The following is a 20,460-nucleotide window of genomic DNA, read 5'->3' on the forward strand; positions in this document are numbered from 1 at the left end:
GGCGCGAGCCTTCATGATGAGCGCTCCGCTGTCCGCCTTCCGAGCCCGACCATGAGCCAAGACGACAACCTGATCGATTTCGGCGCCGAGCGCGCCCGCCGCATCCATGACCTCAACGACAAGCGCCTGAACGAAGTGCGCAAGGCCTTCGAGCAGGCCATGCCGATCGGTACCGCGAAGAAGTCGAAGAAAAAGCCCAAGGGCAAACCCGGCAAGCGCTGAAAATCTTGATGCAGGTCAAGCCTGCACCCCCCTCCGGCGCTCGCCCCGGGCGCCATTGACCTCGGTCAATTTTCCCTCCCGGCACATTCGCTACTGTTCACCCATCGGACAGGCACAGGCAAATGGAGGCCGACATGTTCTTCGATAATGTGGTTGTCGCTGGCGTCGTCACGGTCGGATTGATGTTCGTCTTCTTCGCTGGCCTGGGCATTTTCATCTGGAAGGACTCGCAAAAGCGCAAGCAGTGATCCTTCCCGATACAACGAGCACGCAAGGCATTTAGGGCGACTTCGGTCGCCCATTTTTTTGCCTGTTTTTCCGGTAGTACGCTTTTTCCTGGATGACACGGAACCCTGTGGGAGCTGGCTTGCCAGCGATTGCAATGGTGAATTCACCAAAGTCATCGCTGGCAAGCCAGCTCCCACAGGGTTTTTTGTTGCCCTAGGAAAAGGTGCTGGACTAATGATAGTTAGCTAGCTAATAATTGTGTTTCGGATCTTTTCCGCTCCACTGTCTATCGTTAACTCCACCACCTTCAGGTTCACACCATTGCCCATCACCCTCCACGCGCTGTTCGCCCCCGACAAAGCGGCTTTGCAGTTCGCCATCAAGACCTTGTTCGGTGGCGGCCTGGCGTTGTGGCTGGCCTTGCGCTGGGGCCTTGAACAGCCGTCCTGGGCGCTGATGACTGCGTTCATCGTCGCCCAGCCGCTGTCCGGCATGGTCCTGCAAAAGGGCCTGGCGCGGCTGCTCGGCACGCTGGTCGGCACGATCATGTCGGTGCTGTTCATGGCCGTTTTCGCCCAGACCCCCTGGCTGTTCCTGATCTGCCTGGCGCTGTGGCTGGGCCTGTGCACCGCCTGCTCGACCCTGCTGCGCAGCGCCTGGGCCTACTCCTTCGTCCTGGCCGGCTACACCGTGGCGATCATCGCGCTCCCGGCGATCAGCCACCCGTTGCAGATATTCGACCAGGCCGTTGCCCGTTGCACCGAGATCAGCCTCGGTATCGTCTGCGCCACCCTGGCCAGCGCGTTGCTCTGGCCCTTGCGCGTCGAGCGGCAGTTGGCGGTGCAGGCGCGTCAGGCCTGGCAGAGCGGTTTGCAGACCGCCAGCGCGACCCTCGGCGGCGACGAGGAGGGGCGCAAGGGCCTCGTGGAGATACTCGGGCGCATCGTTGCCGTCGACTCCCAGCGTGAACACGCCTGGTTCGAAGGCAGCCTTGGCCGCCAGCGCGCCCGGGCCATCCGCGGGCTGAGCCAGAAGCTCCTGGTGCTGCTGCGTATCGCCCGTTCGGTACGGCGCCAGTGGCGACAACTGGACGACCGCGAGGCGGCGCACCTGCAACCCTGGCTGGATGAAATCCGCGCCGCGCTGGCCAATCCCGACACCGAGGCCTTGCAAGCCTTGCGCGAGCGGGTCTGGCAAGCCGCCCTTGAACTGCGCGACAGCGCCCCCGAACACTATTGCCTGGCGCGCATGACCTTGTTGCTGGACAACGCCGTCGCCGCGACGCAGGCACTGCATGCGGTGGAGCAGGGCCAGGCGCCGGCCGATCTTCCCGATAGCCTTGCGGTACACCGGGATGTGCCCCTGGGCCTGCTCTTCGGCTCACGCAGTGCACTGGCGTTCCTGGCGATGGCGACGTTCTGGATGGCCACGGCCTGGGGCGCGGCGCCGGGTGGCCTGGTGCTGACCTGCGTGGTCTGCAGCCTGTTCGCCAGCCGGGAAAACGGCGCGCAGATCGGCATGAGTTTTCTGCGCGGGATTCTCCTGGCGCTACCGGTGGCCTTCCTGGTCGGGCAGATCCTCTTGCCGCAATGGAGCAGTTTTGCCCTGCTGTGCCTGGGCATGGGCGTGCCGCTGTTCTTCGGTGCGCTGGGCATGGCCAATCCACGCATCGGCGCTACGGCCACGTCCTATTGCCTGCACTTCATCGTGCTGGTCTCGCCGCTGAACAACATGACCTTCAGTGTCGAAAGCTTCCTCAACAATGCCCAGGCCATGCTGATGGGCGTCGGTGCGGCGGTGCTGGCGTTCAAACTGCTGGTGCTGCGCAATCCGGCCTGGCATGGCCGGCGCTTGCGCGCCGCGACCCAGAGCGACCTGGTACGCCTGACCCGGCGCGACCTGCGTGGCGCCGAAACCTGGTTCGGCGGGCGCATGGCCGATCGCCTGCTGCAATTGGCACGGCACTACAACGCCCTGCCGGAGCATGAGCGCAGCCGCTGGGACGATGGCCTGCATGGCCTGGATATGGGGGATGAGTTGCTGCATTTGCGCATGTGCCTGGCGATCGCCCGGGCCCCGCTCGCGTCGGTCGAACGCGAGTACCTGGAGCGGTTGCAGGACGTGCTGGCGCGAGGCCCGGGGCCTGGGCGCGAGCAGCGCCTGGATACCGCCAGCGAAACCTTTATCGCCGCCCTGCGCGAGCAGCCTGCCAGCGACGCCCTGCGCCTGGCGGTGGGCGCCGTTGTGCAACTGCAAAAGAGCTGGGGCCGCTGGTGCCGCCGCCTGGAGGATCTGCATGGGCTTGCGTGAGTGGGCGCTGGGCGGGGTGCTGCTCAGTCCGTTTCTTCTTTATGTAGTGCTGGCGTTGCTGCTTACCGGGCTGCTGCGCTTCATCCTGCGCCTGACCCCGTTGCGGCGCTGGATCTGGCACGAGGCGCTGTTCGACTGTGCCTTGTTCGTTTGCGTGCTGACCCTGGTCACGCTGTACCTTTGAGGAGTTCGTTCATGCGTACCATCGTGCGTATCGCCTTGACCCTGTGCCTGGTGGCCGTGGCCATCTTCGCCGGCACCCGGCTATGGCAGTACTACATGCTCACACCCTGGACCCGCGACGCGAAGATCCGCGCCGACGTGGTGATCGTCGCGCCGGATGTATCTGGCTGGGTGCGCGAGCTGAACGTGAAGGACAACCAGGAGGTCAAGGCCGGCGACCTGCTGATGTCGATCGACAGTGACCGTTTCGAAGCCGCGCTGGACAAGGCCAATGCGGTGGCCGACACCCGTCAGCAACAGTTACGCTTGCGCGAGCATGAGGCCTCCCGCCGTGCCGCCCTCGGGCCCCAGGCCATCAGCGCCGAACTGCGCGAGAACGCCCAGATCGGTGCCGCCGTGGCCCGTGGCGAACTGCGCCAGGCCCAGGCCGATGCCAAGCTGGCGCAGATCAATCTGGAGCGCAGCAAGGTCAAGGCGCCGCGCAACGGCCATATCACCAACCTGCGCCTTGCCGAGGGCAATTACGTCAATGCAGGACAGTCGGTGATGGCCCTGGTGGATGATTCGACCTTTTATGTCCAGGCCTACTTCGAGGAAACCAAGCTGCCGCGGATCAAGGTCGGCGCGCCGGTGAAAATCTGGCTGATGAGTGCCGGCGAGCCGATGCAGGGCCATGTGCAGAGCATCAGCCGCGGCATCACCGACCGTAACGCCAACCCCGACAGCCAACTGCTCGCCGAAGTCGAGCCAACCTTCAACTGGGTGCGCCTGGCTCAGCGCATCCCGGTACGGATCAGCCTCGACAAGGTGCCGGAAGGCGTCAACCTGAGCGCCGGCATGACTGCCAGCGTTCAGGTGGGTGAAGCTGACGATCAGAGGAACATGCCGCCGGAGACCTCGAGGCGCTGACCGGTCACCCATCCGGCACCATCGCTGGCGAGCAGGGCAATGGCCGCGCCGATGTCGTCCGGCAGCCCGACCCGTCCGAGCGCGGTATTGCTGGCGATCCCCGCATTGACTTGCTGGTTGTCGCGCACCAGGCCGCCACCGAAATCGGTCTCGATGGCGCCCGGGGCAAGGATGTTCACACGTATCCCGCGTGGCCCCAGTTCCTTGGCCTGGTAGCGGGTCAATACTTCCATCGCGCCTTTCATCGCCGCGTAGGCAGCATGGCCGGGCATGGTGAAGCGGGTCAGGCCCGTGGAAATATTGATGATCCGGCCATTGTCGGCGATCAGTGGCAACAGGCGCTGGGTGAGGAAGAACGGACCCTTGAGCTGGATGTTCAACATCTGGTCGAACTGCGCCTCGCTGGTTTCGGCGAAGGGCACGTTCAGGCCAATCCCGGCATTGTTCACCAGCACGTCCAGATGGTCGCGGCCGAAGTCCTTGTTCAGGGTGGTTTTCAGCGTATTGGCGAACGCTTCGAAGCTGGCACTGTCGCCGACGTCCAGTTGCAGCATGACGGCGCGGGCACCCGAGTTCTCCAGGGTCGAGGCCAGTGTCTGCGCTTCGCCGGCCTTGCTGTGCCAGGTGCCGATGATATCGAAGCCCTGGGCAGCCAGGTGTTGCGCAGCGTTCTTGCCCAGGCCGCGGCTGGCGCCGGTGATAAGTGCAATCTTGCGGGGCATGTGCGTTACCTCTTTTGGGGAGCGGGGGAGTGAGGCCAGTCTATTGGTCGGTCATGTGCTGATAAATCCGTGCTTATTGGAAAGACTGTTCGTCTGATCCGAACAATGAGTGCTCCGGGAAATGCGCCGGCTTTATGCGCATCAGCGCTATCTGCCGCCGCAGGTGCACCTGTTCATGGACTGGCTGTCCGACCTGCTGCGCGAGCAGCTCGAACCAGCGGCAGATGCAGGCTGAACAGGGTGCCGGCCGCAGCAGACGATTGCACATCCATGTAGCCACCATGAGCCAGAGCGATCTGCTTGGCGATGTAGAGACCCAGGCCAAGGCCAACCTGCGGCGCATCCGAGGCAGGGTGGGAAAAGGGCTCGAACATCTGCGCCATGATGGCCGGGGCGATGGGCTCGCCGCTGTTGTGCACGCTGAGGATGAAATCATCGTCGGCAATCCTCGCCGAAATCCGAATGACTCCCTGTTCGTCGCCGTGCTGCAGGGCGTTGGCGATCAGGTTGGAGAGCACCTGACAGATCCGCTCGCGATCGCAATGCATGCCGGAGAGGTCGCCGATGTCCAGTTCGATCAGTCGAGCCGGATGCACCCGCTGCAATTCTCCCGCGACATGGCGCAGCGCCTGGTCCAGATCGGCGCAGGGCTGGATATTCAGGGGAATGCCATCGCCGAGGCGGCCACGGGCGAAGTCAAGAACGTCCCGTACCAGCTGCGTGGCACGATGACCGGAGGTGAGGATGTGCTCGGCGATGGTCCGCGAGCGCTCGTCGGTAAGGCGCTTGCTCAGCAATTCGGCGCCGGCGGTAATGGCGAACAGCGGATTGCGCAGATCATGGCCGAGCACGGCAATGAATTTTTCCCTCAGCCCGGCGATCTGCCGCTCTTTTTCCAGGGCGATCTCGGTGCGCTGGACGCTTTCTTCGCTTTCGATCTGGATCGACAGCAGGCGGGCAAAGGCTTCCATCATCGGTTGGATGGCACTGCCCTTGAGCGAGCGGGGCAGGGGATCCAGGGCGCAGATGGTGCCGAAGAAGCTGCCGTCGCTGCGCAGTACCGGCACCGCGATGTAGCTCTCGAAGCCGTACAGGTGTGGCGTGGGGTGGTCGCGGTAGGTTTCGTCCTGGCTGGCCTGGTCGATCACTATGGTTTTCTGCCCGGCGCGAATCTCGTTGCACAGGGTGGTGGAGGCTTCCAGCTCGCCACCCACGGCAATGCCGAAACCAAAGGTGTCGAGTACCGCGAGTGCCGTCCAGCGCGCTTCGGTCACCCGCGCGACTGCCGCAAAACGCAGCCCCGTGGTCTCACTGATGACCTGCAGGATGGCCGGGATCACATTGATCCTGCCTATGGTAGCGCTGTCTGAAAGTGCTGCATTAGTCATCGGAAAAACGGCCACCGAAACGTCGACAAGGATTTCTAGTGTAGCGAGCATCCGGGACTACGAAGAAAATTCCACCCAAGCGGTAGGCAATTTCCAGTAATCTTTCGGAATTCGAGCATTCCCGTCAGAGGTCTGCCCATTCGCCTGCGTGCCAATTCCTTTTGACCAGCATCCACATGGGTGTTTCAGCGAGGTTTGACATGCATATCACTTCCCAGGACATCTGCGCCGCAGCCGACCAGCTCAAGGGCTTCGTCGGGTTCCACCGCAAGCTCGGCAAGCACATCGTGCGCTTCAGCGAAGACTCGTTCGGCATGGACGTGGCCGACGATAGCATCACGCCCAGCAGCGAATTCGTCTGGCAGCGCGGCGAAGGCGAGCTCATGACCTTGAGCCGCGAGCTGATCGACGTGCTGCTGGAACAGAATGTCGATGATCGCTTGAATATCAGCGAGCCGCTTCGGGTTTATCAGCGCAGGCGAGACCTTCCGCAGATCATGGCGCAACGTCGACGGCTTGGCTGAGCGTTACCCGGCCTGGCCGTCCTTGCTCCGATGGCTGTGCAGCAGGGCTTCGAAGTCGGCACGTTCCAGTGGCCGGCTCAGGTAGAAGCCCTGGACTTCATGACACTGCTCCATGCCCAGCGCGCGCAATTGCTGTTCGGTCTCGACGCCCTCGGCGGTCACGGTCAGGCCCATGGCCTTGCCCAGGTTGATGATCGCCTGGACCACGGCGCGGTCATTGCTGTCGCTGCTGAGCCCGGCGACGAAGCGCTTGTCGATCTTGATGCTATCGAAGGGGTAGGTGCGCAGGTAACCCAGGGATGAGTAGCCGGTACCGAAGTCGTCCATGTTCAAACGTACCCCAACTCCTTCAGGGCATTCATGGTCCCCAGCGCGCCTTCGATATCGTTGAGCATGACGTTCTCGGTGATCTCCAGTTCCAGGCGCTGCGCCGGGAATCCGGTTTCGACGAGGATCCGCCGTACATCGCCGACCACATCGCTGCGCGAGAACTGCGCCGGCGACAGGTTGACCGACACCAGCAGCGGGGTGGGCCAGTCGCGGGCGATCTCACAGGCATTGCGCAGGACCCACAGCCCCAGGGGCACGATCAGCTCGCTCTGTTCGGCAAGGGGGATGAAGGTGTCCGGCCCCAGCAGGCCTTCTACCGGGTGCTGCCAGCGCACCAAGGCTTCCACCGAGACGATCTCCAGGCTTTGCAGGTGATAGCGTGGCTGGAAATGCAGGACGAACTCATGATTCTTCACCGCCCGGCGCAAGTCGTTCTCCAGTTGCCGACGGTGCTGGATCTGCTGGTTCATTTCCGCTGAGAAGTAGCGCCAGGTGTTCTTGCCCTCGGCCTTGGCCTGGTACAACGCGATATCGGCACAGCGGATCAGTTCCCCGGGATCGTAGCCCTGCAGGCGGGTCTGGGCGATGCCGAGGCTGGCGCCCACGTGCAGGCTGTGATCCTCGTAGCCGATAGGCTGCTGCAGGCTGTCGATCAGGCGGGCGCAGAACCGGTCGATTTCCTTACGGTTGTTCATGTTGGCGATTGCCAGGATGAATTCGTCGCCGCCGAGGCGGGCCACCAGGTCACCGTCGCGGGTGGTTTCGCGCAGGCGTGCCGCGACCTCCAGCAATACTGCGTCTCCCGCAGCGTGGCCAAGGGAATCATTGATCGGCTTGAAACTGTCCAGGTCAAGCAGGATCAGGGTCAGTGGTGCACCCTGCTCGCCCTTGACCAGAGCCTGCTCGAGAAAGCGCGAGAGCTTGTTGCGGTTGGCCAGCCCGGTCAGCGCATCGTGCATCGACAGGTGCTGGATATGGGCATGGGCGGCGACTTCGTCGGTGATATCGCTGGCGGTGCCGCGAAAACCCATACGTTGGCCTTTGACCTGAATGGGGCGAGCCGACAATCGGCAGAAGCGCAGGAGGTTGTGCTTATCGTGATAGACGCAGCGCAGGTGAGCCGCTTGCTGCCCCGTGGTTTCGTCGAGGTCGTCGAGCCAGGCGCCGAGAGGTGTGGTGTCGCAACCGAGCAGCAGGTTCAGCGGCTGGCCAAGCCAGTCCCTGGTCTTGTAGCCGGTGACGTCGACGAAGCGTTGCGACAGATAGGTCAGTCGCAGCTGTCGGTCGGTTTCCCAGATCCAGTCGGACGCCGCCTCCGCCACGGCACGAAAACGCTGTTCGCTGGCTTCCAGGGCCTGGTTGCTGGCTTGCAGGGCGCTCAGGTTGTCGTTGATCTGGCGTGAGGCACGCAGGGCATAGCGGAACAACCCGAGCATCAGCAAGCCCAGGAGCAGCATGGCCCCGAGCAGGGCTGGCAATACACCCCAAAGCAACTGGTCGCCGGGGCGAGGCGGTGTCCATTGCAGGCTATAGCCCAGATCGTCGAGAGGCAGTTGCAGGGCCTCTTCACTGGCCTTGGCAATGTGCAAGCCGGTGAGGCCGGCATCATCGGCCAGTTTGTCCAGCTTGGCCTGGGTCAGTTGGTCGATGAACAGCATCACCGAGGTGGTTTGCGGATCGATGCCCAGCACGTCGTCATCCGGGCGGATCGCCGCGGCAGTCAGTATTGCCGGCCAGCCGTTGAACAGGACGTAGCGGCTCGCTTGCCCGCGTTCGGCGGCAAGTGCGCGGGCGGTTTCGACGATGGGGGCACGGCGCCATCCATATAGCTGGCAATAGGCGCTGCACTGGGTTGCCCCTTGAACAGTCCGTACTTGGTGCGCTTGTCGTCGATGACGAAGACACCTTCGTAACCGCTGGCGGTGTAGAGCGATTCGCCGACGTTTTTTTCGATATAGGCCCACTGTTCGTCGACCTTGCCGTTCAGGTGTTCGTAGGCGGCGTTCCACACCGCATAGCTGGAAAGAAAGCGGCGCGAGGACTCAAGGCGCTGCTGGAGGGCCTTGTCGACATAAAAGATGCTTTTCCGCCCGGCGCTCTCATTCAGTTGTTGCGCGATGTTGAACAACGCGCCGAAGGCGATCATGCAGGCGAGGACGAACAGCAGCGAGATGCCTGTAATCAGTTTGCGCGCATGCAGGCGGGGACGTGATGAAGGGGAGTGAGCGCTGGCGGGGCTGTCCATGAAGCGTGCCGGTCCTGTTGCACTGCCCTCGCGAGCCTGCCTCGCGGGCGAACTTCACTCAGGATAGGCGACTCTTGTGGTTGCGCCGCCGTCATCGGCGAAATTGACCTGGTCGCGACCGTTGTTCTTGGCGCTGTAGAGCGCCCGGTCGGCCTCGTTGAGCCAGGCGACCGGGTCGTCGAAGTCGCTGCGGCAAAGGGCGAGGCCGATGCTGAGGCTGATGCGCAATTCCGGCAGGGCATCGTCGCGATAGGCCGCGACCCGTTCGCGCAGGTGTTCCATGAGACGTCCTGCCTGGGGCAGAGTGGTATCGGGCAGAATCACGCAGAATTCGTCGCCGCCGTAGCGCCCGGCCAGGTCGTTCTCGCGCAGGCTGATCTTCAGCTCCTTGCTCAGGTGGCGCAGTACTGCGTCACCGGCCACATGTCCGTAGCTGTCGTTGATGCGCTTGAAGTGGTCAATGTCGATGATCGCGATCACCGCGCTGCGTCGCTGCTGCTGGCAGTTCTGGAACTTGAGCTGCAGCAGGTCTTTCCAGGACCCATGGTTGAGCAGGCCGGTCAGGCTGTCGGTGCGACTCAAGGCACTCAGGCTGCGCTTGTGCTCCGACAATTGGATGGCAAGGCGATAGCAAACCCAGCCCAAAGCCAGTGGATAAAGAGTAAGCATGGGCAGGCAGGCGTAGACCTGCTGGGTCGTGCTGACCAGTTGCAGGCCCGGACCCAGCAGCGCCATGCCCAGCAATATGCCGCAAACCTGGGCAAGCGCACCGCGCAGGAACAGGCGCTGGCCGCCGGCGGCTACATTGTTCATGGTCATCATCGACAGGATGGTAATGCTGGGCAGGGGATTGAAATGCATGGCGGCGGTCCAGAATCCGCCGGTCAGGGAGTCGATCAACAGGCTGCGCTGTTCTGTCTGGTAGGGTGAGCGCGAGCGCAGCCCGACGAAATAGGCGATGTGCGGCCAGGCCAGGCCATTGATGAACATGGCAACCCACACCCAGGCCGGGGGATCGAGAGGCAGCATGCCCGCATAGACGCCGAGCAGGCCGATGCCCATGCCGATCGTCCGTGGCGCATGGATCCTTCTTACGAATGAAAGTCCCTTGCCTCTTTTATTGTCCATCATTGGGTTCGCACTTTTCCGGAACGCCGTTTATCGCATAAAACCGTGCGTATTGTTGAACAATCGCCCAGCGAGCAAGAATGGCCTTGCGAGCCATTTAAAGGGTGATCGGACGCATACGCTTATCTATTCATGCGCATGGCACTCTTCGGCAGTGATCACCGACCACTTCCGCCCGCGTGCATGAAGCTTTTGAAAATTGGGTATACGGATTTAATGGTTGATGGGGCACCTTTACCCCACCAACCTGATACCATTATCAGATGGTTGATAGATCGACTCCGTAGTTGAGTTCCTCTGCGAAGTCCGGCAGTCCGTAACCGATGGTTTTCTTGTAGAAAGGAGAGACCTTCGCAGTCGGTGCCTTCTTCTTGTGCTTCGTGGTGTAGAGCATTCGTGCCCGCATCACCTCGAAGGAGTAACCGCGCCCTTCACGGTTCTTGTCCTTGGCCAGTCGGTTGATGGACTCCGTGTAAGCGTTGGTGACGGGCATGTCCGTCTCGAAGTAGGTCATGGTCTCTTCGCGCCAGTTTCCCACTGCCCTGACCAGATCGCTCCAGACTTCCTTTTGGCCCTTCGGGATGGTGGCTATCCACTCGTCCAGGGCGGCTTCTGCCTGGAGCCGTGTGGTGGCGTCCCAGATGCCGTAGAAGCGCTCCTTGTGCTCGTAGGCGGCCAGCAGTTGCGGGAACGCGCCTGTCCAGGTCTCCATGATGAGGCGCTCCCGGTCTGAGACTTCGTGAGCGCGTTTCAGCAGGATTTTCCGGTCTCCCTTGAGAGTCCGGCTCTGGGACGGTTTCAGCTCCTTTCTGAGGCCCTTGCGCACTCTCTCTAGGGCATCGTTGGCCATGCGCACCACATGGAACTTATCGACCACGATACGGGCCTGGGGCAGCACAGCCTTGACCGCTGCCCGGTAGGGGTTCCACATGTCCATGCTGACGATCTCGACCTTCTGCCGGTCTTTCAGCTTCATCAGGTAGTTGGTCACCACGTCCTGGCGGCGGGTGGCCAGCAGGTCGAGCAGGGTTCGCTCCTCAATGTTGGTCAGAATGCAGCGGTAGCGCTTGTTCAGGTATAGCTCGTCAATGCCCAGGATGCGGGGCGTCTCGAAGCGGTGCCAGCGCCCCAGGAACTCGGCGCGGGCGTTGAAGATGTCGCGCACCGTCTTCTCGTCCAGGCCGGTCTGTGCCGCCACAAAGGTGTAGGGGTGGTTGAAGGATTCCTTCTCCACGTACTCATGCAGCCGCAGTGTCATACGGAATCCGTCCACCATCTCCGGTAGCTGGGGCCTGAATGTTGTCTTGCAGGCCCGGCAGGTGTATCGGCGGCGGACCACCCAGAGAGTGACCCGCTTGCCGTGGATGGGCAGATCACGATAGGGAACGTCACGCTTGCCGAACCGCACGAACTCACCCTGCACGCCGCACCCCTCGCAGGCTACTGGTGTAGGTGCTTCAAGCCGAAAATGTATGTCTTCATTCTGCTCATCAGAATCCACCAACTGGTACCCAGGAAGGCTTAACGAATTAATCATCTCCCGCCTTGATCAGAAAAACAGGTAGGTGGCGTAACCGGCAATCATCGCCATAGCAAAAATGACTGCTAAAAACGCCGCTAAAAGCTTCAGCGTGAACAAAGAGCGCAACAGAATGAGCTCAGTCAGGCTGGCTCCGGCACTGCCGATGATCAACGCTAGCACCGTCCCGGCACCCACGCCTTTGGCCATCAGAGCCGCTGCCAGAGGTATGACGGCTTCAGCGCGAATATACAACGGCACGCCGATGACAGCGGCAACTGGAATGGCAAAGGGATTATCTGGGCCTGCATACTGCTCCAATAAGTCAGTGGGCATGAAACCATAGATCACGCTGCCAATCGCAATACCGATGAGCAGGTAAGGCAACACATCGATAAAGTCCGACCAAGCTTCCCGCCACACACCACTGTACTTCCCTTCTTTCTTAACCGTGACAGTGGGTTGACTGTCACAGCATTCGCTAGACGTAGAGACTGTTGTCTTCCTATCAGCCCCGCAAGAAGCCGTCTTCGGAGTGGTGTCGCAGCTGTTGGTGCCGCAACTCGATGCGGTCGATGTAGCACTGCACGGGCTTGCTGATGAACTACATCCACTGCTCTCTTGTGTCGCCGTCCGGCGCACATAACGCTCGAAGCCAAGCGTGTGAAGCAGCCATCCGGCACCTACCGCGACCACCAAAGCGGCGAGCACATAGATAGCAGTAAGTGTCCATCCAAACGTGGCAACCAGCAGGCCGACGACGATAGGATTCAGCAACGGAGATGAGAAAAGAAACACCATCATCGGCCCAAAACCGGCCCGTGCCCGAATCAACCCTTTCAACATGGGGATAGTCGAGCAACTACAGAAGGGCGTTATAGCTCCTAAACCAGCAGCAAGAAAATAGCCTCGCTTCCCACTGGAAGTCAGTAACGCTTCCACCTTGGATGGTGGGATGTGACGTTGAAGAACTCCGACCAGCAAGCTAATGCCAATGAATAAAACCGATAGCTCGATAGCGAGAAAGGCGAACATGCCTAGAGCGTCTTGGAGTTGAGATGACATTCAATATTACTCCTATATTTCTAGTATTGTCGAAATGATGTACGCAGCCTACTTGCGTTTATCCGACCTGTCAACTATAATTCTAGAAACATCGAATTATTGGGGCGTGCTATGGATCACGAAAAGGTTGCAGCCAGCTTAGCTGAGCTAGGGAATAGTCACCGACTGTCCGTGTTCCGCTTTCTGGTCAAAGCTGGCCATGATGGGGCTTCGGTCGGAGATATCCAGAAGGGGCTGGGTATTCCTGCTTCGACGCTATCACATCACCTTGCGCGCATGGCCAAGGTAGGGCTGATCCGGCAGGAGAAACATAGCCGCACGATTGTCTGTATACCCGAGTATGGGCACCTAGAGAATTTGATCGGTTTCTTACAAGAGGAATGTTGTGCAGGTGTCCGGATTGCGCATGAACCAGAACCGCTTTGACGCTTGCCCAGCTCTCGCTGTCCTCCCTAGTCAGCATCGCTATGAAGACTCAGGCGAAGGTGGAAACAGAAAATTGGCAGTAGAGTAGGCTGAAGAGGATCAATCAGATAATCCGCTGAGAAAGATTTTCTTCTTTACATCTTTGGCATTTTATCAACCAGAAATTCCGGATACCCTGAAAATTTTGGAAATATTCCCTTGACGGGGCGTTTTCGTTCTGTAGAATGCGCCCCCACACAGCGAGCAAACGCTGATGTGGCTGAAGCAAGTGTTTGAAGTTGAACGAGAAATTCCGAAAGACTTCAAAATAAACGCTTGACAGGCTGAGAGGAAAGCGTAGAATGCGCGCCTCGGTTGAAGCGAAACGCTTCGCCAAACGCTCTTTAACAATCGAATCAAGCAATTCGTGTGGGTGCTTGTGGTAATGGACTGATAGTCAGAAAGATTATCAGCATCACAAGTGACTATACGAGCAATCGAATAGTTCATTTTGAGATTGCTGAGCCAAGTTTAGGGTTTTCTCAAAACCCAAGCAGTATTGAACTGAAGAGTTTGATCATGGCTCAGATTGAACGCTGGCGGCAGGCCTAACACATGCAAGTCGAGCGGATGAGAAGAGCTTGCTCTTCGAGTTAGCGGCGGACGGGTGAGTAATGCCTAGGAATCTGCCTGGTAGTGGGGGACAACGTTTCGAAAGGAACGCTAATACCGCATACGTCCTACGGGAGAAAGCAGGGGACCTTCGGGCCTTGCGCTATCAGATGAGCCTAGGTCGGATTAGCTAGTTGGTGAGGTAATAGCTCACCAAGGCGACGATCCGTAACTGGTCTGAGAGGATGATCAGTCACACTGGAACTGAGACACGGTCCAGACTCCTACGGGAGGCAGCAGTGGGGAATATTGGACAATGGGCGAAAGCCTGATCCAGCCATGCCGCGTGTGTGAAGAAGGTCTTCGGATTGTAAAGCACTTTAAGTTGGGAGGAAGGGCAGTAAGCGAATACCTTGCTGTTTTGACGTTACCAACAGAATAAGCACCGGCTAACTCTGTGCCAGCAGCCGCGGTAATACAGAGGGTGCGAGCGTTAATCGGAATTACTGGGCGTAAAGCGCGCGTAGGTGGTTCGTTAAGTTGGATGTGAAAGCCCCGGGCTCAACCTGGGAACTGCATCCAAAACTGGCGAGCTAGAGTAGGGCAGAGGGTGGTGGAATTTCCTGTGTAGCGGTGAAATGCGTAGATATAGGAAGGAACACCAGTGGCGAAGGCGACCACCTGGGCTCATACTGACACTGAGGTGCGAAAGCGTGGGGAGCAAACAGGATTAGATACCCTGGTAGTCCACGCCGTAAACGATGTCAACTAGCCGTTGGAATCCTTGAGATTTTAGTGGCGCAGCTAACGCATTAAGTTGACCGCCTGGGGAGTACGGCCGCAAGGTTAAAACTCAAATGAATTGACGGGGGCCCGCACAAGCGGTGGAGCATGTGGTTTAATTCGAAGCAACGCGAAGAACCTTACCAGGCCTTGACATGCAGAGAACTTTCCAGAGATGGATTGGTGCCTTCGGGAACTCTGACACAGGTGCTGCATGGCTGTCGTCAGCTCGTGTCGTGAGATGTTGGGTTAAGTCCCGTAACGAGCGCAACCCTTGTCCTTAGTTACCAGCACGTCATGGTGGGCACTCTAAGGAGACTGCCGGTGACAAACCGGAGGAAGGTGGGGATGACGTCAAGTCATCATGGCCCTTACGGCCTGGGCTACACACGTGCTACAATGGTCGGTACAGAGGGTTGCCAAGCCGCGAGGTGGAGCTAATCTCACAAAACCGATCGTAGTCCGGATCGCAGTCTGCAACTCGACTGCGTGAAGTCGGAATCGCTAGTAATCGCGAATCAGAATGTCGCGGTGAATACGTTCCCGGGCCTTGTACACACCGCCCGTCACACCATGGGAGTGGGTTGCACCAGAAGTAGCTAGTCTAACCTTCGGGGGACGGTTACCACGGTGTGATTCATGACTGGGGTGAAGTCGTAACAAGGTAGCCGTAGGGGAACCTGCGGCTGGATCACCTCCTTAATCGACGACATCAGCCGTACCATGAGCTCCCACACGAATTGCTTGATTCATTGAAGAAGACGGAAGAAGCAGCTTATTGGGTCTGTAGCTCAGTTGGTTAGAGCGCACCCCTGATAAGGGTGAGGTCGGCAGTTCGAATCTGCCCAGACCCACCAATTAAGTTACACCATTCAGTGTCATGCCTCAGTCTGGGGCCATAGCTCAGCTGGGAGAGCGCCTGCCTTGCACGCAGGAGGTCAGCGGTTCGATCCCGCTTGGCTCCACCATAATCTGCTTCCTGTAGCTAAAGCTTAGAAATGAGCATTCGGTTCGAATGTTGATTTCTAGTCTTTGTTGACTGGTCCGTTCTTTAAAAATTTGGGTATGTGATAGAAATAGACTGAACGACACTTTCACTGGTGTTGATTCAGGCTAAGGTAAAATTTGTGAGTTTTTGTCATGAATTTTCGGCGAATGTCGTCTTCACAGTATAACCAGATTGCTTGGGGTTATATGGTCAAGTGAAGAAGCGCATACGGTGGATGCCTTGGCAGTCAGAGGCGATGAAAGACGTGGTAGCCTGCGATAAGCTTTGGGGAGTCGGCAAACAGACTGTGATCCAGAGATCTCTGAATGGGGGAACCCACTCAGCACAAGCTGAGTATCTTGTACTGAATACATAGGTACATGAGGCGAACCAGGGGAACTGAAACATCTAAGTACCCTGAGGAAAAGAAATCAACCGAGATTCCCTTAGTAGTGGCGAGCGAACGGGGACTAGCCCTTAAGTTGACTTGAGATTAGTGGAAGGCTCTGGAAAGTGCCGCCATAGTGGGTGATAGCCCCGTACACGAAAATCTCTTGTCAATGAAATCGAGTAGGACGGAGCACGAGAAACTTTGTCTGAATATGGGGGGACCATCCTCCAAGGCTAAATACTACTGACTGACCGATAGTGAACCAGTACCGTGAGGGAAAGGCGAAAAGAACCCCGGAGAGGGGAGTGAAATAGAACCTGAAACCGTATGCGTACAAGCAGTGGGAGCCTACTTTGTTAGGTGACTGCGTACCTTTTGTATAATGGGTCAGCGACTTATATTCAGTGGCGAGCTTAACCGAATAGGGGAGGCGTAGCGAAAGCGAGTCTTAATAGGGCGTTTAGTCGCTGGGTATAGACCCGAAACCGGGCGATCTATCCATGGGCAGGTTGAAGGTTAGGTAACACTGACTGGAGGACCGAACCGACTACCGTTGAAAAGTTAGCGGATGACCTGTGGATCGGAGTGAAAGGCTAATCAAGCTCGGAGATAGCTGGTTCTCCTCGAAAGCTATTTAGGTAGCGCCTCATGTATCACTCCAGGGGGTAGAGCACTGTTTCGGCTAGGGGGTCATCCCGACTTACCAAACCGATGCAAACTCCGAATACCTGGAAGTGCCGAGCATGGGAGACACACGGCGGGTGCTAACGTCCGTCGTGAAAAGGGAAACAACCCAGACCGTCAGCTAAGGTCCCAAAGTCATGGTTAAGTGGGAAACGATGTGGGAAGGCTTAGACAGCTAGGAGGTTGGCTTAGAAGCAGCCACCCTTTAAAGAAAGCGTAATAGCTCACTAGTCGAGTCGGCCTGCGCGGAAGATGTAACGGGGCTCAAACCATGCACCGAAGCTACGGGTATCACTCAGGTGATGCGGTAGAGGAGCGTTCTGTAAGCCTGTGAAGGTGAGTTGAGAAGCTTGCTGGAGGTATCAGAAGTGCGAATGCTGACATGAGTAACGACAATGGGAGTGAAAAACTCCCACGCCGAAAGACCAAGGTTTCCTGCGCAACGTTAATCGACGCAGGGTTAGTCGGTCCCTAAGGCGAGGCTGAAAAGCGTAGTCGATGGAAAACAGGTTAATATTCCTGTACTTCCGGTTATTGCGATGGAGGGACGGAGAAGGCTAGGCCAGCTTGGCGTTGGTTGTCCAAGTTTAAGGTGGTAGGCTGGAATCTTAGGTAAATCCGGGATTTCAAGGCCGAGAGCTGATGACGAGTTGCCTTCAGGCGACGAAGTGGTTGATGCCATGCTTCCAAGAAAAGCTTCTAAGCTTCAGATAACCGGGAACCGTACCCCAAACCGACACAGGTGGTTGGGTAGAGAATACCAAGGCGCTTGAGAGAACTCGGGTGAAGGAACTAGGCAAAATGGCACCGTAACTTCGGGAGAAGGTGCGCCGGCGAGGGTGAAGGACTTGCTCCGTAAGCCCATGTCGGTCGAAGATACCAGGCCGCTGCGACTGTTTATTAAAAACACAGCACTCTGCAAACACGAAAGTGGACGTATAGGGTGTGACGCCTGCCCGGTGCCGGAAGGTTAATTGATGGGGTTAGCTAACGCGAAGCTCTTGATCGAAGCCCCGGTAAACGGCGGCCGTAACTATAACGGTCCTAAGGTAGCGAAATTCCTTGTCGGGTAAGTTCCGACCTGCACGAATGGCGTAACGATGGCGGCGCTGTCTCCACCCGAGACTCAGTGAAATTGAAATCGCTGTGAAGATGCAGTGTATCCGCGGCTAGACGGAAAGACCCCGTGAACCTTTACTATAGCTTTGCACTGGACTTTGAATTTGCTTGTGTAGGATAGGTGGGAGGCTTTGAAGCGTGGACGCCAGTTCGCGTGGAGCCATCCTTGAAATACCACCCTGGCAACTTTGAGGTTCTAACTCAGGTCCGTCATCCGGATCGAGGACAGTGTATGGTGGGTAGTTTGACTGGGGCGGTCTCCTCCTAAAGAGTAACGGAGGAGTACGAAGGTGCGCTCAGACCGGTCGGAAATCGGTCGCAGAGTATAAAGGCAAAAGCGCGCTTGACTGCGAGACAGACACGTCGAGCAGGTACGAAAGTAGGTCTTAGTGATCCGGTGGTTCTGTATGGAAGGGCCATCGCTCAACGGATAAAAGGTACTCCGGGGATAACAGGCTGATACCGCCCAAGAGTTCATATCGACGGCGGTGTTTGGCACCTCGATGTCGGCTCATCACATCCTGGGGCTGAAGCCGGTCCCAAGGGTATGGCTGTTCGCCATTTAAAGTGGTACGCGAGCTGGGTTTAGAACGTCGTGAGACAGTTCGGTCCCTATCTGCCGTGGACGTTTGAGATTTGAGAGGGGCTGCTCCTAGTACGAGAGGACCGGAGTGGACGAACCTCTGGTGTTCCGGTTGTCACGCCAGTGGCATTGCCGGGTAGCTATGTTCGGAAGAGATAACCGCTGAAAGCATCTAAGCGGGAAACTTGCCTCAAGATGAGATCTCACTGGAGCCTTGAGCTCCCTGAAGGGCCGTCGAAGACTACGACGTTGATAGGTTGGGTGTGTAAGCGCTGTGAGGCGTTGAGCTAACCAATACTAATTGCCCGTGAGGCTTGACCATATAACACCCAAGCAATCTGCGCTGAGAAGCCGGATTGTGGTGGTGAAGACGCAATGAACCGAAAGTTCGTGCAAACCACAACTGTCACATACCCGATTTGCCGAGGCGTCGAAAGACGAGTTGGCACACAGAATTTCTTGACGACCATAGAGCATTGGAACCACCTGATCCCATCCCGAACTCAGCAGTGAAACGATGCATCGCCGATGGTAGTGTGGAGCTTCTCCATGTGAGAGTAGGTCATCGTCAAGATTCAATTCCGAAACCCCTATCTGCTTATGCAGGTAGGGGTTTTGTCTTTCCGGCCAGGAAAAACACCTGAAAACACGGGGCCATGTGGCCCCGTGAAAAGATTTAGACGAATGCCTGGGGTGCAACGCCTCGTGGCAGACGGCAACGATCGGGAAGAGCGCTCAAGCGCGCGCGCCAGTTGGCCTTGAAGCAGAAGGTGGCGGCTTTCGCTCGTGCCTGACTCACCTGGCGCTGCTTGCGCAGTTCAGCCAGGGACGGTGCTTTCTTCACCGGCGCGGCTTCCACCTTGGCCAGCGAGCGCTGGCACGATTTGCAATCCACTTCGGCCTCGACCGCGCTGATGCTCAGGTTGTTACCGACGCGACCACAGGCGACGCTGTCGCCGTTCGTTGAGTAATGCATTACCAAAACAGTACATCTCCATTCTTCGGAACAAAAAAGCCGCGCATTTTCTCACAGCTGGGCAAAGAGATGCCGCGTCCGGTCGGCCTGTACTCATCTTGTTGCAATTGCCAGAGCGGACTCCGCACAGATAGAATTGATAGCAATTCTTACTTACATTAATGCCGTCTGCCGTCGGCGCCCAGTGGTCTCTATGTCGTTGCCTGATCGCGCCTCCTACCCGCATATCCAGGCCCTCTATTGCGAGCATCATGGCTGGCTGCACGGCTGGCTCCAACGCAAGCTGGGTAACACCAGCGATGCTGCCGACCTGGCCCACGATACCTTCGTACGCTTGTTGACCCGACCGTCCCGCAGCTTCGGCAGTGAACCTCGGGCCCTGTTGACTCACATCGCCAAGGGCCTGGTCATCGACCGCTGGCGACGTCAGGATGTCGAACGGGCGTATCTGCAAAGCATCGCCCATTTGCCCGAAGCCGAAGTTCCCTCGCCAGAAACCCGCTGGCTGATCCTCGAGACGCTGCAGCGTATTGACGCCATGCTCCGCGAACTGCCCGAGCGCACACGCGAAGCCTTCCTTCTTTCGCAGGGTAAGCGGATTAAATGGTTGATCTTACCTTTGCATGAGAGTGAGACAGACCGGCATCTCATCGGATTATCTGGTTGATGCTTCACCTACTGCTGGTGCATGTTTCCTTCGCTAATTCCAGCAAGAACCCCACACGCCTCAACTTCCCGGTCATCGTTGCAACTCGCTCTCAGTGAAACGAGTTGTTTCTCAAGCGCTTGCAGAGCGGTTATCTGCGACCGCACATGAGAGATGTGATCATCGAGCAAGGCGTTGACGGCGGTACAAGGCTGATGAGGGTCGTCCTCATAGCTCTGTAGTTCGTGAATCTCAGCCAGTGACAGGCCCAGGATTCTGCAGCGACGGATGAAGGCCAGCCCCTCACCATGCTTCTCGGTATAGACACGGTAACCGTTGTCCTGCCGATCAGGCGGCGGCAACAAGCCCTGCTGTTCATAGAAGCGGATCGTCTGTGTTTCGACCCCTACCAACTGCGCCAACTGACCAATGCGCATCAGCCTCCTCCCCAACGGATTCTTTACTCTATTGACCTTATAGTAGCTTTATAGTTTTAAATG

15 protein-coding genes, 2 tRNA genes, 3 rRNA genes and 1 pseudogene are annotated in these 20,460 nt (G+C 58.1%); 13 read left to right on the top strand and 8 right to left on the bottom strand.

Annotated features, from left to right (window positions below; translation table 11 throughout):
* Positions 1-51: 51 nt before the first annotated feature.
* From CSV86_RS02545 to CSV86_RS02560, 5 genes are all read left to right on the top strand, one after another.
* Positions 52-222: a hypothetical protein gene (locus CSV86_RS02545; protein WP_009408356.1), complete on the top strand. Its 171-nt coding sequence runs from the start codon at positions 52-54 to the stop codon at positions 220-222.
* A 134-nt stretch (positions 223-356) separates the two neighbouring features.
* Positions 357-470 carry a cytochrome c oxidase subunit CcoM gene (gene ccoM, locus CSV86_RS32655; protein ID WP_037062494.1) on the top strand — a complete coding sequence of 38 codons (114 nt, stop codon included), beginning with the start codon at positions 357-359 and terminating at the stop codon, positions 468-470.
* Between the two features lie 301 nt (positions 471-771).
* The gene (locus CSV86_RS02550) at positions 772-2,760 is read left to right on the top strand and encodes an FUSC family protein (protein WP_009408354.1); all 1,989 of its coding nucleotides are present in this window, start codon (positions 772-774) and stop codon (positions 2,758-2,760) included.
* Positions 2,747-2,944, top strand: a complete 198-nt coding sequence (locus CSV86_RS02555) for a DUF1656 domain-containing protein (protein ID WP_009408353.1) — start codon at positions 2,747-2,749, stop codon at positions 2,942-2,944. The genes CSV86_RS02550 and CSV86_RS02555 overlap by 14 nt, the downstream gene beginning before the upstream one ends.
* Positions 2,945-2,955: 11 nt before the next feature.
* The gene (locus CSV86_RS02560; RefSeq protein ID WP_009408352.1) at positions 2,956-3,852 is read left to right on the top strand and encodes an efflux RND transporter periplasmic adaptor subunit; all 897 of its coding nucleotides are present in this window, start codon (positions 2,956-2,958) and stop codon (positions 3,850-3,852) included.
* Here CSV86_RS02560 and CSV86_RS02565 read toward each other — a convergent pair.
* A complete protein-coding gene (locus tag CSV86_RS02565; RefSeq protein ID WP_009408350.1) occupies positions 3,816-4,574 on the bottom strand; it encodes an SDR family NAD(P)-dependent oxidoreductase in 759 nt (252 codons plus the stop codon). The genes CSV86_RS02560 and CSV86_RS02565 overlap by 37 nt on opposite strands.
* A 173-nt stretch (positions 4,575-4,747) precedes the next feature.
* Complete coding sequence (locus CSV86_RS02570) at positions 4,748-5,962, bottom strand: GAF domain-containing sensor histidine kinase (protein ID WP_037062480.1); 1,215 nt, start codon at positions 5,960-5,962, stop codon at positions 4,748-4,750.
* 200 nt (positions 5,963-6,162) lie between these two features.
* On the opposite strand from CSV86_RS02570, the gene CSV86_RS02575 reads away from it, so the two are divergent.
* On the top strand, positions 6,163-6,486 hold the full coding sequence (locus CSV86_RS02575) for a DUF2025 family protein (protein WP_009408346.1): 324 nt from the start codon (positions 6,163-6,165) through the stop codon (positions 6,484-6,486).
* 3 nt (positions 6,487-6,489) lie between these two features.
* On the opposite strand, the pseudogene CSV86_RS02580 reads toward CSV86_RS02575, so the two are convergent.
* The 4 genes and pseudogenes from CSV86_RS02580 to CSV86_RS02595 form a co-directional block, all read right to left on the bottom strand.
* Positions 6,490-9,061: pseudogene (locus CSV86_RS02580) on the bottom strand (bifunctional diguanylate cyclase/phosphodiesterase).
* Between the two features lie 54 nt (positions 9,062-9,115).
* On the bottom strand, positions 9,116-10,189 hold the full coding sequence (locus tag CSV86_RS02585) for a diguanylate cyclase (protein WP_037062492.1): 1,074 nt from the start codon (positions 10,187-10,189) through the stop codon (positions 9,116-9,118).
* A 259-nt stretch (positions 10,190-10,448) separates the two neighbouring features.
* Positions 10,449-11,726, bottom strand: a complete 1,278-nt coding sequence (locus CSV86_RS02590) for an ISL3 family transposase (RefSeq protein WP_000610830.1) — start codon at positions 11,724-11,726, stop codon at positions 10,449-10,451.
* 12 nt (positions 11,727-11,738) lie between these two features.
* Positions 11,739-12,743 (bottom strand): permease, encoded by a 1,005-nt coding sequence (locus tag CSV86_RS02595; RefSeq protein ID WP_040363373.1) that lies wholly within the window; start codon positions 12,741-12,743, stop codon positions 11,739-11,741.
* A 141-nt stretch (positions 12,744-12,884) separates the two neighbouring features.
* On the opposite strand from CSV86_RS02595, the gene CSV86_RS02600 reads away from it, so the two are divergent.
* From CSV86_RS02600 to rrf, 6 genes are all read left to right on the top strand, one after another.
* Entirely contained in the window at positions 12,885-13,199 is a 315-nt protein-coding gene (locus tag CSV86_RS02600; protein WP_000349485.1) for an ArsR/SmtB family transcription factor, read from the top strand.
* Positions 13,200-13,739: 540 nt separating this feature from the next.
* Positions 13,740-15,275: ribosomal RNA gene (locus tag CSV86_RS02605) — 16S ribosomal RNA — on the top strand.
* A gap of 78 nt (positions 15,276-15,353) precedes the next feature.
* Positions 15,354-15,430, top strand: a tRNA-Ile gene (locus CSV86_RS02610).
* 35 nt (positions 15,431-15,465) lie between these two features.
* A tRNA-Ala gene (locus tag CSV86_RS02615) sits at positions 15,466-15,541 on the top strand.
* Between the two features lie 228 nt (positions 15,542-15,769).
* Positions 15,770-18,660, top strand: a 23S ribosomal RNA gene (locus CSV86_RS02620).
* Positions 18,661-18,796: 136 nt separating this feature from the next.
* Positions 18,797-18,912, top strand: a 5S ribosomal RNA gene (gene rrf, locus CSV86_RS02625).
* The 16S, 23S and 5S rRNA genes sit together here with 2 tRNA genes alongside, the layout of an rRNA operon.
* A 102-nt stretch (positions 18,913-19,014) precedes the next feature.
* On the opposite strand, the gene CSV86_RS02630 is transcribed toward rrf, so the two are convergent.
* Positions 19,015-19,314, bottom strand: coding sequence for a hypothetical protein (locus CSV86_RS02630; protein ID WP_009403157.1), 300 nt, complete (start codon positions 19,312-19,314; stop codon positions 19,015-19,017).
* Positions 19,315-19,507: 193 nt separating this feature from the next.
* Between CSV86_RS02630 and CSV86_RS02635 the strand changes: the two genes are divergently transcribed.
* A complete protein-coding gene (locus CSV86_RS02635) occupies positions 19,508-19,981 on the top strand; it encodes a sigma-70 family RNA polymerase sigma factor (protein WP_170394329.1) in 474 nt (157 codons plus the stop codon).
* A gap of 8 nt (positions 19,982-19,989) precedes the next feature.
* On the opposite strand, the gene cadR is transcribed toward CSV86_RS02635, so the two are convergent.
* A complete protein-coding gene (cadR, locus tag CSV86_RS02640; protein WP_009403731.1) occupies positions 19,990-20,397 on the bottom strand; it encodes a Cd(II)/Pb(II)-responsive transcriptional regulator in 408 nt (135 codons plus the stop codon).
* Positions 20,398-20,460 lie beyond the last annotated feature (63 nt).

The organism is Pseudomonas bharatica CSV86, from assembly GCF_000319305.2.
Lineage (GTDB): Bacteria > Pseudomonadota > Gammaproteobacteria > Pseudomonadales > Pseudomonadaceae > Aquipseudomonas > Aquipseudomonas bharatica.

Bases quoted from the DNA above. Each gene is read 5' to 3' on its own strand.
- CSV86_RS02590 (WP_000610830.1), bottom strand. From the start codon at position 11,726: ATGATTAATTCGTTAAGCCTTCCTGGGTACCAGTTGGTGGATTCTGAT.
- CSV86_RS02575 (WP_009408346.1), top strand. From the start codon at position 6,163: ATGCATATCACTTCCCAGGACATCTGCGCCGCAGCCGACCAGCTCAAG.
- CSV86_RS02635 (WP_170394329.1), top strand. From the start codon at position 19,508: ATGTCGTTGCCTGATCGCGCCTCCTACCCGCATATCCAGGCCCTCTAT.
- CSV86_RS02585 (WP_037062492.1), bottom strand. From the start codon at position 10,189: ATGGACAATAAAAGAGGCAAGGGACTTTCATTCGTAAGAAGGATCCAT.
- CSV86_RS02545 (WP_009408356.1), top strand. From the start codon at position 52: ATGAGCCAAGACGACAACCTGATCGATTTCGGCGCCGAGCGCGCCCGC.
- CSV86_RS02560 (WP_009408352.1), top strand. From the start codon at position 2,956: ATGCGTACCATCGTGCGTATCGCCTTGACCCTGTGCCTGGTGGCCGTG.
- cadR (WP_009403731.1), bottom strand. From the start codon at position 20,397: ATGCGCATTGGTCAGTTGGCGCAGTTGGTAGGGGTCGAAACACAGACG.
- CSV86_RS02555 (WP_009408353.1), top strand. From the start codon at position 2,747: ATGGGCTTGCGTGAGTGGGCGCTGGGCGGGGTGCTGCTCAGTCCGTTT.
- CSV86_RS02630 (WP_009403157.1), bottom strand. From the start codon at position 19,314: ATGCATTACTCAACGAACGGCGACAGCGTCGCCTGTGGTCGCGTCGGT.
- CSV86_RS02570 (WP_037062480.1), bottom strand. From the start codon at position 5,962: ATGACTAATGCAGCACTTTCAGACAGCGCTACCATAGGCAGGATCAAT.
- CSV86_RS02600 (WP_000349485.1), top strand. From the start codon at position 12,885: ATGGATCACGAAAAGGTTGCAGCCAGCTTAGCTGAGCTAGGGAATAGT.
- CSV86_RS02595 (WP_040363373.1), bottom strand. From the start codon at position 12,743: ATGTTCGCCTTTCTCGCTATCGAGCTATCGGTTTTATTCATTGGCATT.
- ccoM (WP_037062494.1), top strand. From the start codon at position 357: ATGTTCTTCGATAATGTGGTTGTCGCTGGCGTCGTCACGGTCGGATTG.
- CSV86_RS02565 (WP_009408350.1), bottom strand. From the start codon at position 4,574: ATGCCCCGCAAGATTGCACTTATCACCGGCGCCAGCCGCGGCCTGGGC.